The organism is Dyella sp. ASV21, assembly GCF_016428975.1.
Lineage (GTDB): Bacteria > Pseudomonadota > Gammaproteobacteria > Xanthomonadales > Rhodanobacteraceae > Dyella.
Genome location: NZ_JAELTT010000012.1, coordinates 79,267 through 93,919 on the forward strand (window position 1 = coordinate 79,267; position 14,653 = coordinate 93,919).

At 63.5% G+C, this 14,653-nt stretch carries 14 protein-coding genes; 4 read left to right on the plus strand and 10 right to left on the minus strand.

What is annotated here, in order from left to right:
• Nucleotides 1–32: 32 nt before the first annotated feature.
• The 3 genes from JHD67_RS06525 to JHD67_RS06535 are packed head-to-tail and all read right to left on the minus strand — an operon-like array spanning nucleotide 33 to nucleotide 4,558.
• The gene (locus JHD67_RS06525; protein ID WP_199039850.1) at nucleotides 33–1,127 is read right to left on the minus strand and encodes a WGR domain-containing protein; all 1,095 of its coding nucleotides are present in this window, start codon (nucleotides 1,125–1,127) and stop codon (nucleotides 33–35) included.
• Nucleotides 1,128–1,182: 55 nt separating this feature from the next.
• A complete protein-coding gene (locus JHD67_RS06530) occupies nucleotides 1,183–1,431 on the minus strand; it encodes a hypothetical protein (RefSeq protein ID WP_199039852.1) in 249 nt (82 codons plus the stop codon).
• Nucleotides 1,421–4,558, minus strand: coding sequence for a DEAD/DEAH box helicase (locus JHD67_RS06535; RefSeq protein WP_199039854.1), 3,138 nt, complete (start codon nucleotides 4,556–4,558; stop codon nucleotides 1,421–1,423). Before JHD67_RS06535 ends, JHD67_RS06530 begins: the two co-directional genes overlap by 11 nt.
• A gap of 117 nt (nucleotides 4,559–4,675) precedes the next feature.
• Between JHD67_RS06535 and JHD67_RS06540 the strand changes: the two genes are divergently transcribed.
• From JHD67_RS06540 to JHD67_RS06550, 3 genes are read left to right on the plus strand one after another with little or no spacing between them, the layout of a single operon-like run.
• Entirely contained in the window at nucleotides 4,676–6,010 is a 1,335-nt protein-coding gene (locus JHD67_RS06540; RefSeq protein ID WP_199039856.1) for a HAMP domain-containing sensor histidine kinase, read from the plus strand.
• Nucleotides 6,011–6,059: 49 nt separating this feature from the next.
• A complete protein-coding gene (locus tag JHD67_RS06545; RefSeq protein WP_199039858.1) occupies nucleotides 6,060–7,022 on the plus strand; it encodes a hypothetical protein in 963 nt (320 codons plus the stop codon).
• A 47-nt stretch (nucleotides 7,023–7,069) separates the two neighbouring features.
• Nucleotides 7,070–7,750, plus strand: coding sequence for a hypothetical protein (locus tag JHD67_RS06550; RefSeq protein WP_199039860.1), 681 nt, complete (start codon nucleotides 7,070–7,072; stop codon nucleotides 7,748–7,750).
• Here JHD67_RS06550 and JHD67_RS06555 read toward each other — a convergent pair.
• The gene (locus tag JHD67_RS06555) at nucleotides 7,740–8,804 is read right to left on the minus strand and encodes a hypothetical protein (protein WP_199039862.1); all 1,065 of its coding nucleotides are present in this window, start codon (nucleotides 8,802–8,804) and stop codon (nucleotides 7,740–7,742) included. The two genes, JHD67_RS06550 and JHD67_RS06555, sit on opposite strands and share 11 nt — an antisense overlap.
• Nucleotides 8,805–8,998: 194 nt before the next feature.
• On the opposite strand from JHD67_RS06555, the gene JHD67_RS06560 reads away from it, so the two are divergent.
• On the plus strand, nucleotides 8,999–9,739 hold the full coding sequence (locus tag JHD67_RS06560) for a thermonuclease family protein (RefSeq protein ID WP_199039864.1): 741 nt from the start codon (nucleotides 8,999–9,001) through the stop codon (nucleotides 9,737–9,739).
• A gap of 133 nt (nucleotides 9,740–9,872) precedes the next feature.
• On the opposite strand, the gene JHD67_RS06565 is transcribed toward JHD67_RS06560, so the two are convergent.
• The 6 genes from JHD67_RS06565 to JHD67_RS06590 form a co-directional block, all read right to left on the minus strand.
• Entirely contained in the window at nucleotides 9,873–10,541 is a 669-nt protein-coding gene (locus JHD67_RS06565; protein ID WP_199039867.1) for a DUF6694 family lipoprotein, read from the minus strand.
• Between the two features lie 15 nt (nucleotides 10,542–10,556).
• Nucleotides 10,557–12,317 (minus strand): DHHA1 domain-containing protein, encoded by a 1,761-nt coding sequence (locus JHD67_RS22865; RefSeq protein ID WP_199098373.1) that lies wholly within the window; start codon nucleotides 12,315–12,317, stop codon nucleotides 10,557–10,559.
• A gap of 87 nt (nucleotides 12,318–12,404) precedes the next feature.
• Entirely contained in the window at nucleotides 12,405–13,022 is a 618-nt protein-coding gene (locus tag JHD67_RS06575; protein ID WP_199039873.1) for a RusA family crossover junction endodeoxyribonuclease, read from the minus strand.
• Nucleotides 13,015–13,320: an HU family DNA-binding protein gene (locus tag JHD67_RS06580; RefSeq protein ID WP_199039876.1), complete on the minus strand. Its 306-nt coding sequence runs from the start codon at nucleotides 13,318–13,320 to the stop codon at nucleotides 13,015–13,017. The genes JHD67_RS06575 and JHD67_RS06580 overlap by 8 nt, the downstream gene beginning before the upstream one ends.
• A 54-nt stretch (nucleotides 13,321–13,374) precedes the next feature.
• A complete protein-coding gene (locus JHD67_RS06585) occupies nucleotides 13,375–14,100 on the minus strand; it encodes a hypothetical protein (protein WP_199039879.1) in 726 nt (241 codons plus the stop codon).
• A 2-nt stretch (nucleotides 14,101–14,102) separates the two neighbouring features.
• Nucleotides 14,103–14,653: lytic transglycosylase domain-containing protein (locus JHD67_RS06590; protein WP_199098374.1), on the minus strand; the 551-nt coding region annotated here is incomplete at its 5' end.

Sequence of the window (14,653 nt, forward strand, 5' to 3'; positions counted from 1 at the left end):
GAAAAAAGATGCAAGCAAAACTGCGGAGCCGATCAGGCGGCTTGGCGCGCCTCGCCCTTGATCTTGATTTGCGCGAGCGTGCAGTCGTCAACGGACACGTCATCGCGCTCGCCCTTGTAGACGGGCTGGTACAGCGATCCCCCCTGTCTCGCGAGGTAGAGATAGATCACCTCGACAAGCGCACCGACTGCGGGCACCTGGTGGTTCGGCGGAATGGTTACGTTGCCGATGTCGATCCAGGTCTGCCCGTCATGGACTTCGATGCCCACGCTGCGCTTAGTCGGATGGACGCTGCACACGCGCACGGTGGCAGACTCGACGAACTTCACCTTGAGCGCGTCGCCATCGGACTTGCTGATGCCGGCGATGTAGGCAGCAGAACCCCGCTTGAACACCACGCCTTCGGCACCGCCCGCCTTGAGCGCTTCGTAGGTTCGGCGCTTGGACGCGGTGAACGTCGTCGCGTGGCTTAGCACCAGATAGTCCCCAACCTCCCGAATCCACTGTTCCAGCTTCGCGTAGCGCGAGCGGAATGGAAGCTGGCGAATGTCCTCGCCCTGGAACTTGAGGAGGTCGAAAACGTAGATGGTCTCTCCGACCACCTCACAGTCGATGACGGTCTCACCCGTGAAGTTGAAGACCTTGGATAGCTCGACTGCCTTTGTTGGGACGATGCGCTGCTTGCCCTTCTTATTGGCGGCGAGGACTTCCCCCGGCCAGAAGCCAATCGGGCAGCGCTCGCCGTCGTGCTTCTCCTGCATCATGTAAGCCGGATCGGCGATCAGCGCTTCTGAGTCCACCGACGACGGTGCGAGCAGTTGCAGGTCAATCTGAAAGATCAGGTCTTGCATCGAAGCGGCGGGCTTCGGAATCGTGGTGGCCACACCGGCCGCGTCCGTGCGCTCGGTCTCCACGTACCCCTTGCGGACCTTGCTTTTGGCTACCTTCTCAAGCTCGCGCACCGCGTCAGCGTGGCTGGCGAAGATGCCTGCCGACCCGTGATTGGATGAACCACCGATGCGCCCGTATTCGGTTTTGACTTCGTGGCCACCGGCGACGGTCGCTATCGAAAGGCCGTAGAACTTGAAGCTGCCGTTGCTGGTATTTTCGAGGCGGACAGAGAGCATTCGCGGGCACCATGTTGCTGGGAAGTGACCCAACAATGGCCCGGCGGTGCGATTCTCATAGTTGAGCGAGATTCTGCAAGGGCCGCGTCAACTGCGTGACGAACGCACCCGCCGCAATCCACCCGTCACTGAATTCCGCGCCATCATCGAAGTGAACCCGGCGATCCAGATAGATCGTCTCCGCTTCTTGTGTCGTCTCGCGACCGAGAATCTTCGCCACGTCGGGAGACGACACACCGTGGCGGTAAAAGGTGGCAGTGTCCTCGCCCAGGACGACGCGACCTGTGTTCTTCTTATGCTGCATGCTTCAACTTCTCCCTGAGGTCGTGAGACTTAAGCCCGCGGCGCGCGGCCAGGCCTTCGACAAAGCGTTCAACGACGGTGTCCAAGTGAAGGAACTCGGCATCGTCGAGTTCAGGCGTGAGGTAATCGACCGCCGCACCCGAGGCGTCCTGCTTAAAGGCCAGCATCATTGCCTGATAGGTATCGAGGCTCCCCGGCAGTTCCAGCGTTTCGAACTGGCAACGCTGCGTCTGCTGCGGACGGAGCATGCGGTAGCGCGCCTGCATTTCGGTCTTTGTGGTCCAGGCACGGGAGCCGAAGATGCCTCGGGATGCCTCGGGGATATTCAGCCCCGTCTGCACCACGCCATAGGTGCACACCAACACTTCCACTGGGCCACGCCTGAAACCCTTGGCCAGCAGCTGATTGCGTTCCGTGATCGACATCTTTCCGTGGAACGCCCGGGCCAGCGCACCCTGTTGATTGATCGAGCGGGCCAAGCACTCGGCAAGCCCTGGGTTCTCCACGAACACCATCGTCTTGTGACCGTCCTGTGCACACGACACGGCGCGCTCCACGGTGAAGCGCTGCTTGCTGGTCATCTGACCGTACGTCGGGAACCCCTTGATGCCGTACTGCGGATAGTTGCCGGCCATCAGCACAGCGCCGATGCGCGCGAGCAGCGCCACCAGGTTGATTTGCTTGCCGCTGTCCCCCGACCTGGCGCGCATGTCGCGATACCAGGCGGCAAAGTCATCAGCGATCGTCAGCCAGTAGCCGAGATGGTTGTCATCCCAGCTCAGTTCGTGGTGAAGCACATCGTAGGCCGGCGTTCTGATGTACGACGACACCTCCGGTTCCTGCGCAATGCGACGCTTGATGAAAGGCGCGGTCCAAGCTCGGAGGGCGGCGAGGTTGGCCAGCTTCGGAACCTCGCGCTTGCCGCCAGTGAAATCCTCCTCAAATTGCGCGGTAACCCACTCGGTGACCACGTGCTCATCACGAAAGACATCCGTGCCGCGTCGCGCCGAGTGCATCGAATGCAGGAGATCAGGCGTGAGGTAGGGGCGATAGAAGCCGAACGGCTGGATCGCCGTACCGTCGCCGCCGACCCACTGCAACTGGGGAAGGAGGTCGCGCGGCATGTTCGCGATGGGCGTCCCGGTCATGCCGTAGCGACGCTTGGGGCTGACCATGTAGACCGCGCGCGTCTGCGCCGAGAAGCGATTGCGCAACAGGTGCGCCTCGTCGCAAACCATCGTCGCGATGCGACGGCGCAGCAAGCTTGCATAGGTGCGGCGGGCGTGCGCATCACTGATCGGCATCCGCAGGCGCGAATACGAGATCAGGTTAATTCGGCGCAGGTTTGCACAGTCCTCCGGTGACCGGATCACCTGGTACTCGTCCGCCGGCACGCCGACCGCGCGCAGCTCGGTCAGGATCTCGTCGATGAGGTGAGCCTCAACGCAGATCAGATTGCGCTTGCCGCCCGCGAGGCAAAGCGCGATCGCCGCGCGCGTCTTACCCAGGCCCATCTGAAAGGCCACGATGCCCGAACGGGCCACCAGCATTTCAACGACGTCGGCCTGCTGATAGGTCCAGCTCGCCACCGCCGCGCCACCCGTCCGCTCCAGGCGCAAGCGGATCTGCTTGGCCAGCTCCGGGTACTTGATCTCGCGGCTGTCGTGAATCGTCGTCCACTGCGGACCAGAGGAGACCTCGCTCAGCATCCGGAAGCTGCGCAAGAAGGCGCTCTCCTCGAGCGAGAGCACCTCGCCGGAGGTCGGGTGCGTGGCCGTGTAGACGCCGCCCTCATAGGCGAAGCTGACCTCCTGTCCCGGCAGGAAAAGACCGGAGCCCCAGCGAGCGGGGTTACATTGAATGGCTTCCTTCGGGGTCGCGGTCAGGTTGCCACTGGCGCCCGGCCCATGGATCAGCGCCACACGGCCCAGAGGGGTAGCCGCGCGGTCGTAGAGTCGGCGACGGCGGCGCAGGTACCCCAAAATGCCCGGGTCGGGGAGTGGCCGGCCGCCGGCGGCGCGGACTGCCTCGAGGATATCTCCCCACGCCGCCAGCGGATCAGGCTGGGCAAGGACGAGCTCAAGGTCAAAGACACCCTGCCCGGCATATTTCACGCCCACTGGGTAGCGGCCCTCCTCCGGCAAACGAGGCGGCAGGACGGATCGGAGCAGGCTGTTCATCACCTTCGCCTGGACCAGACCGCAGCGGAAATGCAGCTGCAGCTTTCGGCCGCTGTGGGTCAGGCGTACAGCGTCAGTGCCAGTCGGGGCGAGGGTGATCACCGGCTCCGACGGATTTACACGGATGGATCGCAGCTCGGGCGGCCGTTCATGGGTGTTTGAGCAGCGGATCGGGAGCGGAGGCAGATCGGCGTCCAGGGAAACCAGGTCCATCATCACGGGCAGCGCCGGGCCGGCACCGAAGACAGCGACCGAAACGTCAACAACGGCGGTCTCGGACTTAAAAACTGAACCACCCAGCCGATATATCGCTTTGAGCTTCTCCCCGAACGCCGCGTGCCCCTTGAGGGTGGCGGCGAACGAGGTGGGCAGCAGGGCAATCACCAGATCACACGCGTCAAGGGCTCGCTCGAGGGCGTAGGCGTGGCTAATGGCGGACGTATGCGGGCCAAAGCGGCCGGCGCACGTCGTCTCGCCGCCAACCAGCAAAGGCGACTCCAGATGTACCGAAAACGGCGGGTTGATGAGACCCACCCCCCAACCAGAGGCCCGCTGATCCTCAAGGGCAAGCGTCCGCAGCTCCATCTCGAAGCCCGCGGAGGTCGCCCGGTCGACCAGCTGCTCGACGGTGGGCGCGTGAATGTCGGCGCCGCCAATGACGTGCCGCTCGGGGTCGGCGAACTGGAGCAACCGTCCGGAGCCGACCGAGTTGTCGAACACAGCCACCCGGCTACCCGGCGCCCGCTCCAGGGCAGCCGCCATCGCGGGCTGGGCGAGGCGCCACATGAAGGCAGCGACGTTGTCCGGGGTGAAGAACTGGGACAGGTGCTCCTGCCGGGCCAGGTGCAGGCCGGCCAGGGAGCCCGGGCGGCGGGCCATGGAGCCGAGGGAGCGCACGTCCCGCAGCGGGGCGTACCAGTCGGAGGGGTGCGGGGCGGTCTCGTTCATCCCTCAGATCATGAATCCGGGGCCCGGCGGGCAAAGTTCGGCCGGTTTTGGCGACAATGGACGCCGCGGCGGGTCCTGGCCCGCCAGGATCGCCGATGGCCGCCAAGGGAGCTGCTGGTGTTGGAAGGATTGAAGGCGCGGGTTCATGGCGCTCTCATGCGCTTGAACGCGACCCTGCGTCACAGCGCCCGATTCGCCGAGCGGAGAATGCCGCTTCTCGGCGCGGTGACTGTTGCCTCCTTCCCCCTCTTCTACCTGATCTGGGGCTACGTCTTCCCGCAGCCCTACGAGAACCTCGGATGGCGCCTGGTCGTGGCCGTCCTGAGTCTCCCGCTCCTTCTGGCAGGCTACCTGCCGCCGCGCTTGCGCGACCTGCTGCCCCTTTACTGGCTGCCTTGCATCATCGTCAGCCTGCCCCTCTTCACCACCTACATGATGCTGATGAACGGCATGACCACGGTGTGGGTGATGACTCAGCTCACATCTACCTTTCTGGTCTTCCTTCTGTTTGAAGTGCGGGTGAGCATTTACGCCCTTCTGATCGGCTGGTTCCTTGCGGGGCTCTGCTGGTTCCTCGGCGGCCACCCCGACGTACCCATGCATCCGCTCGGACCACTCTTCATGGTCTGGGGGTTCGCTTTGATCACAGCCATCGTGTGTAACTTGAGCCGATCTATTGCTGAGCACTCCCGCGGCGACAGCCTACGCGCGACGAGCGCGACCATCGCCCACGAAATGCGCACGCCGCTCGCGTCCATCCGGCTGGCCGGTACCGGCCTGGCCAAACACCTCCCGGAGCTACTGGGCGGGTACGAGGCGGCGGTCAAGGCCGGCCTCATCAAGCCAAAGATGCGATCGAGCACGTTTGGTGTCATCCGCGACATGGCCGATACGGTGGCCAACGAGGCGGAGCACGCGATGGTGACCATCGAGATGTTGCTCGCCGCGGCGCAATTTGCCGAGCGCGGGAAGGACACGGAAGTAGACGCCGGCGCGACGGTCGAGGCTGCGCTGAACCGGTACCCTTATGGATCCGCCACAGAGCGCGATCGCGTGCGTGTGGCCGTCAAGGACACCTTCGTCTTCACCGGATCAGCGCCAGCGCTCACGAACGTTATCTTCAACCTCGTGAAGAACGCGCTTCACTACACCGCGCGCAAGCAGGAAGCGCTCGTGCATATCCAGGTCGACCGGCCCAATGCCGGCGTCGGCCGCATCACCATCTTCGACACGGGCCAAGGCATCTCTCCGGAGCTGTTGCCTCGGATTTTCCATCGCTTCGTGTCCGGTAAGGAACGACCAGAAACCGCTTTGGGGATTGGTCTCGCTTACTGCCAGGAGGCCGTGGCCCAGATGGGCGGGCAGATCAAGTGCTCCTCCAAGAGCGGGATCTTCACCCGCTTTGACATCACTTTCCCAACCTCAAACAAGGCCGACACCGGTGCTCCGTAACCTACCTAGCCCCGTCCCGCCATTCTTCTTCCCGACACGCGTCATCCACGTGGACGACCACGAGACGTACCTGCGCGTCATGCGTCCGCACCTCGAACCTGATGTGTTCGTTGAGGGCTTCGCGTCCGCAGGCGACGCGCTCGACGCCATCGACAGCGCCCGTGGTGGTCCGGCGGCGCTCGCGGGCCTAGTCCACCACCGCAAGGACGCGCACGGCACGGACAACGAGCTCGTTCTCGATGTGGCCATGATCAAGCGCATCATGTACGACGAGCGCCGATTCGCCATGCCGTCCGTCCTGGTCGCCGACTATGCGATGCCTGAAATGACCGGCCTCAATTTCCTACAGACCTGCGGCACCGCCAACATTGGCCGCGTGCTGCTGACTGGCCAGGCGGATAAGGCGACGGTGATCAAGGCCTTCAACGACGGTCTGATCGATCGCTACATAGAGAAGTCCGACTCCAACGCGCCCGACGTTCTGATGAAGACGATCGCTGACCTGCAGTGGCGGTACTTCGCTCGCGCCTTCTCGACTGTGAGTCATGCGCTGTCTCGTGAGGACTACCGAGTGCTCTGGGACCGCGAGGCAATGGAGACCATCATCAAGTCCTTGAACATCGAGCCCGTCGAGATGTACCTCGTGCCAGAGCCCACCGGTCTACTGTTCCTCGACGGGCACGGCGAAGCCGAGTTCGTTGTAGTGGTGTCCGACACGCAACTCATGAAGATGATCGACGAGGGCGAGAAGCAGTCGATGTCCGATGACGATCTCGCGCGGATGGGCAGCGAAGAGGCTGTGCCGGTCTTGCACAATGGCGAGAAGGCGTACAGCGCCGACCCGGTCAACTACGACATGATCCCCGTGGAAACCCTCCGCACTGGGGAGGGCAGCTACCACATAGGCCGCTTGGCGGATCTGGCACGGTTCCAGCTCGACCAAGTGATGCCCTACGAGCGCTGGCTCGACGAGCGTGAGGGTGACAACGCCGGCGACCCCGCCTTTCGCTGAGCAGCCCCTGGCTTGGGCGGGAGCCTGCGCATGGGTAATCTATGGCCATGCTTGAGCAACTCTCCAGCGCAGATATCCGCCACCTGCTGACCCGCGCCGGGCTCCCCGGCGTGCGAGTCATCCAGGAGGAAGGGCCAAAGGTCGTCATCGGCATCCGGTCGAGCGACTTCGTGCCAGACGGCCTTTCGCTTGCTGGGCACCCGACAGTGGCCAACGAACTCTTGGGAATCGCCGACTATCCGACCTTCGCTATCGCGTTGTCGCTACCGGACGACGCACTCGGCGGATTTGCCGCGCTCGGGGCGTGGGGTGAACTCCTGAGCGCCGCGGCGCGCGAGATCCGCCAGCGCGTTGAAGAAGTACAGGATCAGGTCGCGGACGCGCGCAAGCGCTTGGAGACCGAACCGGCGGCGCCGTGGCACATCACGGGATTCGACCCCTACACCCAGAAGATCACCCTTGGCGGGCGCACGCTGCTGGCCACAGACGCCCGCCGATCTGGCGAGCTGGAGGATCTCTCTCGTCTCTTCCTGGTGCCGCTCATTGGGACTGGGGAAAGTGCGGAGAGGATCCAAGCGCGCGGGAGAGCGGCTCAGCGTCGGGCAACGGTCGATGCTGCAGAGCGCGGCGGCCACATCATCACGGTGATGACGGGCCGCCGGCAGTCAAGGCGGGTGCGCGTGGACTTGCTCCGGCGCGTGGTGATCAAGGGAGCCGTTACCGACTGATCGGCGTAACGGCGTCCGACTTCGGGATGACGGCAAGCAGCGGCAAGCCGCGGGGCAGCGGACGGGCGATGGTCATCGGCTCGAAGTTCGGCGACTTCTTCCCGTTGCAGGCCATCAGCACCATGTTGTAGCCGCGCATCATGTCGGCGATCACTCGGGTGGACCGGTCCATGGCATCCAAAGTGGCCGGTACCCATGCCTCCTCACCGCCTTCCAGGTCTGCCCGCTCGCATTCGGACATCGTGTTGGCCAAGAGCTGGGCGACCAGCTGCAGCGCCACGATCTGCTGCGCCCGCGCGGTCCACGCGCCGGCAACCACCGCCTGCGCCATCACTTCGATCTGCACCGACTTGGGCGCTCGACGCTCCCAGTCGCGGTACTCGTCCTCGCCCAACGACTTGGCGGTCAGGCGGACCGCCTTGTTGTAGAACCCAACCAAGTGGGCCAGACGGCGCCACGCGGTGTTCGGGGGGCAGTTGCGCACATGCGTGTCGATATCGACCGTCATCGCCGCGAGGACGTTCTCGATAGCGGCAGTTGCCGCATGCCGGTGATCCGTGATTCGGATGAACGCCGTGCCTTCAGGAAGCGAAGCCGTTCGGACTTCGCGAAAGGGCACGGTCGGAGTGAAGGTCGTGGCGCCAGCGGCGACCGCGATCGTCAGCCCGTTGTTCCACATCCCAGCGGCACCCTCCTCAAGGTCGTTCCACACCGCCACTGGCATGCCATCGTCTGCACTGATCTCCACCTGATCCGGCATGCCCATGGCATCTAGTGCGGAGCGCTCGGCAGGATTGGAACAGGCCTGCAGGAGAAACGAGTCCCAGGCAGTGCCCGACCGGGTATGCAGGCGCTCGATCTCGCGGCGGATGTGGCGATGCGAGTCGGTCTCCGGGCCGTCGGTCGGCAGGAGCCCGACAAGGCGAGTCGCCACTTCGCGCGAATCCATCACCTGGGCGAGGTAGTACGCCTCGGCAGGGCTGGGTATCGGCAGGCGACTTTCCCCTCGCTTGGTTTCGCCGTTCTTGTTCGTTGCACGGCTGGTCCGGGACATACCTGTCTTCCTTTGGTGAGCTTCCGTTTTGACGCGGAAAAGGCTCGCCTCGGCTTGCCTTTTCCTGAACCGATAATGCAGCAATAGTCAAACGACGACCACAGAAAAACCCCCCGAAAGAACGCGCCGTTTCGCCATTTGCCGTGGAGCCTCCGCGTCTACCCTTTCTTCACTTGGTCACAGGAAAGGACGAAATGGCAAAGAAGTCGAAGCCCCAGAACCGGGGCCTTTTCACCGCGTTCGCGCTAGCGGGCACTGCCGTCTTTGGCTTCGTGATGTTCCAGCAATGGACGAAGCATGACGGCTTGCCCTCGGGCGACGGCACCGTAGCGGCCGACGAACACATGCTTGACCGTATCGACGACACGAATGCCGTGGGTCGTGCCCTCAAGGATGTGGTACAGCCTGCCACCCGCAGCTCGTCGACCAGCAGCGGCGGCTCGGCGGTGACGCGCCAGGTCGCCCCACCGGCACCTGTTGACCCCACGGACAAGCAGACGAGAGAGAACGCCAAGCGCGGCGCCATCGTTGGCCTACCGGCAGTGGTGTCGGCGAACAGCTTCCAGCTGCAGGGGCGCACCGTCGTCTTGTGGGGAGTTGCCGTGCCCCAGAGCCAGGTGCCGTGCGTGACCGGCCAGGTCTCCTGGTCGTGCGGGACCGAGTCGCTTACCGCTCTCCGCCAGTTCCTCGGCCTGCACGAAGTCGCCTGTTTCGACAAGGGCAACGACAACGCCGGCCGGATGGTCGCGCAGTGCTTCGTAGGCCCGCTGGATGTGGCCGGCGACCTGGTGCGCAACGGGTGGGCGATTGCTGATTCGAACTACACGCGGGCCTACACACCGCAGGAGTCGGACGCCAAGTTCAAGCGCCGAGGAATCTGGACGGGGAACTTCGACCGGTCGACGTTCGTCGGCGCGTTCGGTGCTCCTCTGTAAACCCAATCAATTCCGTACGTTACGAGCCGGACGCGGATAGCATAAATTGTATAATAGATTTTATGCTATCCGGTCCGACTAGGACCCGCAGCTCGGCCATGATGCCCCACGAGCTGCTCACGGTCCTTCTCGATTACTGCCCACCGCCCGCACCAGCTGGCATCTCGCCGGCGGCATACTGACTCTGCTGGGCACGGTAGCGCTCAAGCTTCGCCTGGGCGATCTGGAGAACCTCCAGTGCATTTCGACCTGAGAGATCTCGGCGAGCCCCCGCGATCAATTTCTCTTGCGGCACCGTCTCGGGAAGAATGTGCTGCGCGCGCATCTGCTCGATGGGCAGGTTTGCCACCATGATCAGCCGCACAGCCTTCTGAAATGCCTTCGACTGCGTCTCCGGCAGGGCAGCGGTGATCTGGTTGATGGAGTCGACCATGGTATCCACAGAGGAGCCATCAATCCGGATGGACAAACCCGGTTGGTCAAGGTCGGCCCTCGACACGGATGCGTCGATGTCCCGCTCGCTAGACTCGATAACCGCCGGCGACGCCAGGCGCAAACCGCTCGCCAAGTCGACCTGCACGTCCGTGTGTTCCGCTGGCCACGGTGTGTCGCGAATCGGGCGCTCGGGCGCCGCGCTGCTCACTGCTACCGGCGCCGGGCTTGGCCAGAGCGCAATAGCGGCGCACGCAGCCACCGCCACCAACCCTGCACCGACGAGCATCCAACCGCGATTGCGGGTCGGCGCAGGCACTGCCTCCGCAGGTGACTTGACAGCCCCTTTCCGCTTCTTTCCCTTGCTCATCTCTCTCTCCGTCCTTTAGGCGATCACGCGGGCGTGTGCGACCTGAAGGTCGACGTACGTGCGCCCACGAAAAGTGTTGGCGGCCACCTGATACGTGGCCTCAATGTGCTGTCCCACGGCGACGGGCGCTTCGTGCCCCGGCTCCATCGCCCGAAACCAGATGCCGCGCTGAGCGACGCCGTCTTGATCGACGAGCTCCAACTTCAAGTGGGACCCGTCTCCCACCGGCTTGACGCTCAGCACGCGGAACGCGTCCGTGAAGCTCGGCGACTCGAACTCACGCCCATAGGGTTCAAGCGCATCAAGCTCAGCGATGACATCAAGTGTTGGCGGGCGCCCCAAGGAGCCATCCGACCAAACCACCGGCTGTGCGTTCGTGGTGTCCCGCTGCTTCAGCACCGCGCGACAGAAGGCTTCGTGGAATCGCTCGATGTTGGCCTCCTGCATCTGAAGGCCTCCAGCGCCGGCATGACCACCCCATCCGAGAAGGCAGCCTGGCTCAGCACGGTCCACCTCAGCGAGAGCGCTGCGCACGTGTACACCTTCGATGGTCCGCAGCGATCCGGTTACCAGGCCGGGATGCCCCTGCTTGGGCGAGAGGCAGCACACTGGACGGCCGAAGGCTTCGACAAGGCGCGAGGCGGTGATGCCGTGCACCCCGCTGTGCCCGTCGGCGAGGTGGACGACGATAGCGGGAACACCCGCTTCTGCTTGGACCTCTGCGATCTCGCGCGCGACCTTCGTCATCTCGCGCTCCACGAGCTTGCGCGACTCGTTCTCGGCCTTGAGCAGCTCAGCAAGATAGTCCGCTTGCGCCTGATCGTTGGATACGAGGAAATCGATAGACGCGATTGCGTCCCCCATGCGGCCGCGCGCATTCACCATGGCACATAAGAAGTGGGACAAGTCCTTCGTCTTAAAAGGACCGTCGTTGCCCTGCACGCGCTTTGCCGCAATCCACGGCGCGCGCGCAGATGAATTCATGAGGTGAAGGCCATGACGAATGATGGCGCGGTTGTTCCGAGATTTGCCGAGCGATACAGCGTCAGCAGTCGTTCCTATGCAACTCCACGCCAGGAGCGGGGCGAGCGATGGCGCGCTCTGCGGAAGTGCGCCGCGTGCGATCAGCTCTCGCCGAACTGCACACATCACCAGAAACATGACGTGGACGCCGGCAATCAATTTGTCTTGGAAAATGCTGTCCTCACGGGCTGGGTTGACGCAAGCAGCGGCAGACGGCGGCCCTTTGCCTTCAACCCCGTGGTGATCGGTCACCACAACAGGAATCCCTGCCGCCTTCAGTTGCGCAATCCGCGGCTCATCCCCCGAGCCTTGGTCTCCGGTGCACACAACACACGGCAACTTGACTCGTTCCAGCAGTCGCTCGACCACAGATTCACTCACGCCATAGCCTTCGCGCATGCGGTGGGACTGCATGTTGACGACGCGGTGAGCAGGAACACCGAAGTAGTCGATCATCGCTAAGCGAAAAACGCTACCGCTGGTTGATCCATCGCAGTCGTGATCGGTGAGACCGACGATTGTCGTGTCGGGACACATCACCGCGTCCGCGAGCACCTTCGCGGCGATGTCGATGTCAGGCAACAGGTCCGGCGGATCAAGCGACTTCACCGCCGGATTGATCAAACCCGCCACATCCTGGACACCTGCTACTCGGCCAGCGATCACGCGTGCCTGCAACGGCGTGTAGCCCTGCTGCAGTGCTGTGTACATCACGGCTTTGTCGACGGGTCGGGTTCGAAGCTCTGCGTTCACGGCATGGGTCTCGGGATGGCACCGAACGTCAGCTTGCCCGGCACCGCAGTTGCGCAAAGAAGGTCAGCATCGCGTTCGGTGGGCACGTCATTTCGCCGGCAACCACGCGGGATCGCATCTATCGGGCACTACCCACGTTGAGGCGGCGTCCCTACGCACGATGATCAACCTGGGTGCATAGCCCCAGTACTTGCACGCGGCGCCGTCCCAGATCGTCTGGTCGTTGGCCTTCAATGCGTCCGCGATGGCCTTCTCGATGTTGTCCTTGTCGGGCTTCTGCAGGTGCGGCAAGCCGTTCATGGCGGCCTTGGTCTTCTCGGACCAGGACGGCGGCATCGGGAGGATGCAGATCGCCCCAGACCGGTTCGGGACTCGAACGCGGCGCAATCGCAGCTCGTCGCAGAAGGCGCGGTACCGAAGCACGGCAGGACGCTTCTGCCAGCGATCGCGTTGGGTCATACGCGGCTTGCCCACCACCAAAACGTCGACAACCTGGATCTCGGGGATCTCGGCGTCCTCGCGTGTCGCGCTCAAGAGGTTCGCAAGCAGCGACGAAGCGGTGGCACGACTGCGTAAGCGCTGCGGACCCGCCGTCGGGCGAACGGCCTTTACTGCCGGCTGAGGCGCGCGCGCGGCCGTGCACGTGCCATGCGACTCGCGCAGGAAATCTGCCCAGGCCTGCCGGTGTCCCGCTCGATTAGCCATCCTCGTCCCCCGTGACCGCGTAGCCAAGGCGCACGGCCGATTTGAATTGTGCGCTGGGCTTGAACGCTGGCACTTTCGTTTCCGGGAGCCATACGGGTTCGCGCGTGCGCGGATCCTTCCCGGAACGGGCGGGCCATGCCTTGGCCTGGAACTGCCCAAAGCCGGAGATCTGGACCGACTCACCCTCAGCGACGTGTTGCGTGATGATCCTCGTCATCGCGTTGACCACCTTCATAGCGGCGCAACGGCTCATTCCTGTTGCTGCGTGGATCTTTTCTACTAACTCGGACTTCGTCATCTCTTCCCCTGAAGGCCGGCCTCCTGCGGCCTTACGGCGAACATCGGTTGATGGTTAGGCTCGCTGCAGAGCGACTTCTTCGAAGCCCAGTTGCACCGCGGCAAAGCCGGCCACGTGCAAGATCTCCGGCAGATCGTCCAGGCTCACTTCCAGCTGCTTGGCCCATGCAGCCATGCGCAACTGGTTGGCCTGCAGGAACTCGCTCGGGCGCGGCACGAACCCGTCAGCGACGTGCGCCGAGATCGAAGCCGTGTCGATGGCAGCCAGCTCGTACTTGTCACCCTTCGTGAACCGGATCCATTGGCGCTTGCGAGGGCGTCCGTCCTGACCCTTCTTGGTCGACGAGTCGCAGATCATCAGATCAGCCGCCGGAACCATGCGACTCAGACGCGCGAGACATTCGCGCACATAGGGGTGCAGGTCCGTCACGGACTCCGGGGTGCCGAAATCCTTTGCGGGGGCATCGGTGGTGCTTGCGCACCAGGAGCCGCGCGGGTTGAGCTTGAACAGCTCCCGTCCGGCCCAGTAGATCTCCTCCGCCGCAGCTTTGTTGAGGCTGGTTGCAGCGACGAGGCGCTCGATAGCGCGGCCTTCGTGCATGGCATGCGGCGTGAGGTCCAAGCGCAGATTCTTTGCGCCAGTCGTGCGTTGGATCGTCAGCGAGTTCTGGGACTGGCTCACGACGTTGCCGACAATGTCGGTGGTCACCGACATTGCCTGCGGAATGTGGTGCTGGATGATGGCCAGGTGGCTCAAGATGTCAGAACGCTTATAGGCCATGATCAAATCTTCTCCGAGGATTGCTGGGCCATCCGCGCCTGTCGGCGCTCGATGGCGTGTTCGATTAACTGCAGGTACACGGCTTGCACTTCTGGTGTCGGCGAATGGTAGAGCGCGATCGCTTCAGCCATGGTCTTGCTCCGACTCCTCCCATCCTTGTATAGCCATGCCTGGACGAAGATGTTGACGCAGAGATTGTTCCGTAGCGTCGCTTCGTCGATTCCCCGCGCTGCGAGCTTACCCAGATGCTGAGAATTGATCTGGGCCTTTCCGATGTCGTACGAGAGATCCTTGTTTAGCTTGGAGTTCTCGCCGACGGTACCGCCTTCGACGTCGAGAATGACGTAAAGCGGCATGGTCTCCACGTGGAAGATGGTCGAGGCCTTCTCCACGCACATCCGAGTCTGGGGGTCATCCTCTGGGAACGGCCTCGGCTTGGCCGGGGGCTTCTTGGTGAGGAAGGTGATGCCCGGGACCACTTTCGGTCTCGGCTCCGTCGGGACTTGCTCGGCCGGCGGCGTTGTCAGCCTTAGGGTCTTCGGCACCGAGGCGA

What these genes read in the sequence shown, in the direction of transcription:
- JHD67_RS06525 (WP_199039850.1), bottom strand. Translation starts at nt 1,127, where the DNA reads ATGCTCTCTGTCCGCCTCGAAAATACCAGCAACGGCAGCTTCAAGTTC.
- JHD67_RS06530 (WP_199039852.1), bottom strand. Translation starts at nt 1,431, where the DNA reads ATGCAGCATAAGAAGAACACAGGTCGCGTCGTCCTGGGCGAGGACACT.
- JHD67_RS06535 (WP_199039854.1), bottom strand. Translation starts at nt 4,558, where the DNA reads ATGAACGAGACCGCCCCGCACCCCTCCGACTGGTACGCCCCGCTGCGG.
- JHD67_RS06550 (WP_199039860.1), top strand. Translation starts at nt 7,070, where the DNA reads ATGCTTGAGCAACTCTCCAGCGCAGATATCCGCCACCTGCTGACCCGC.
- JHD67_RS06555 (WP_199039862.1), bottom strand. Translation starts at nt 8,804, where the DNA reads ATGTCCCGGACCAGCCGTGCAACGAACAAGAACGGCGAAACCAAGCGA.
- JHD67_RS06560 (WP_199039864.1), top strand. Translation starts at nt 8,999, where the DNA reads ATGGCAAAGAAGTCGAAGCCCCAGAACCGGGGCCTTTTCACCGCGTTC.
- JHD67_RS06565 (WP_199039867.1), bottom strand. Translation starts at nt 10,541, where the DNA reads ATGAGCAAGGGAAAGAAGCGGAAAGGGGCTGTCAAGTCACCTGCGGAG.
- JHD67_RS06575 (WP_199039873.1), bottom strand. Translation starts at nt 13,022, where the DNA reads ATGGCTAATCGAGCGGGACACCGGCAGGCCTGGGCAGATTTCCTGCGC.
- JHD67_RS06580 (WP_199039876.1), bottom strand. Translation starts at nt 13,320, where the DNA reads ATGACGAAGTCCGAGTTAGTAGAAAAGATCCACGCAGCAACAGGAATG.
- JHD67_RS06585 (WP_199039879.1), bottom strand. Translation starts at nt 14,100, where the DNA reads ATGGCCTATAAGCGTTCTGACATCTTGAGCCACCTGGCCATCATCCAG.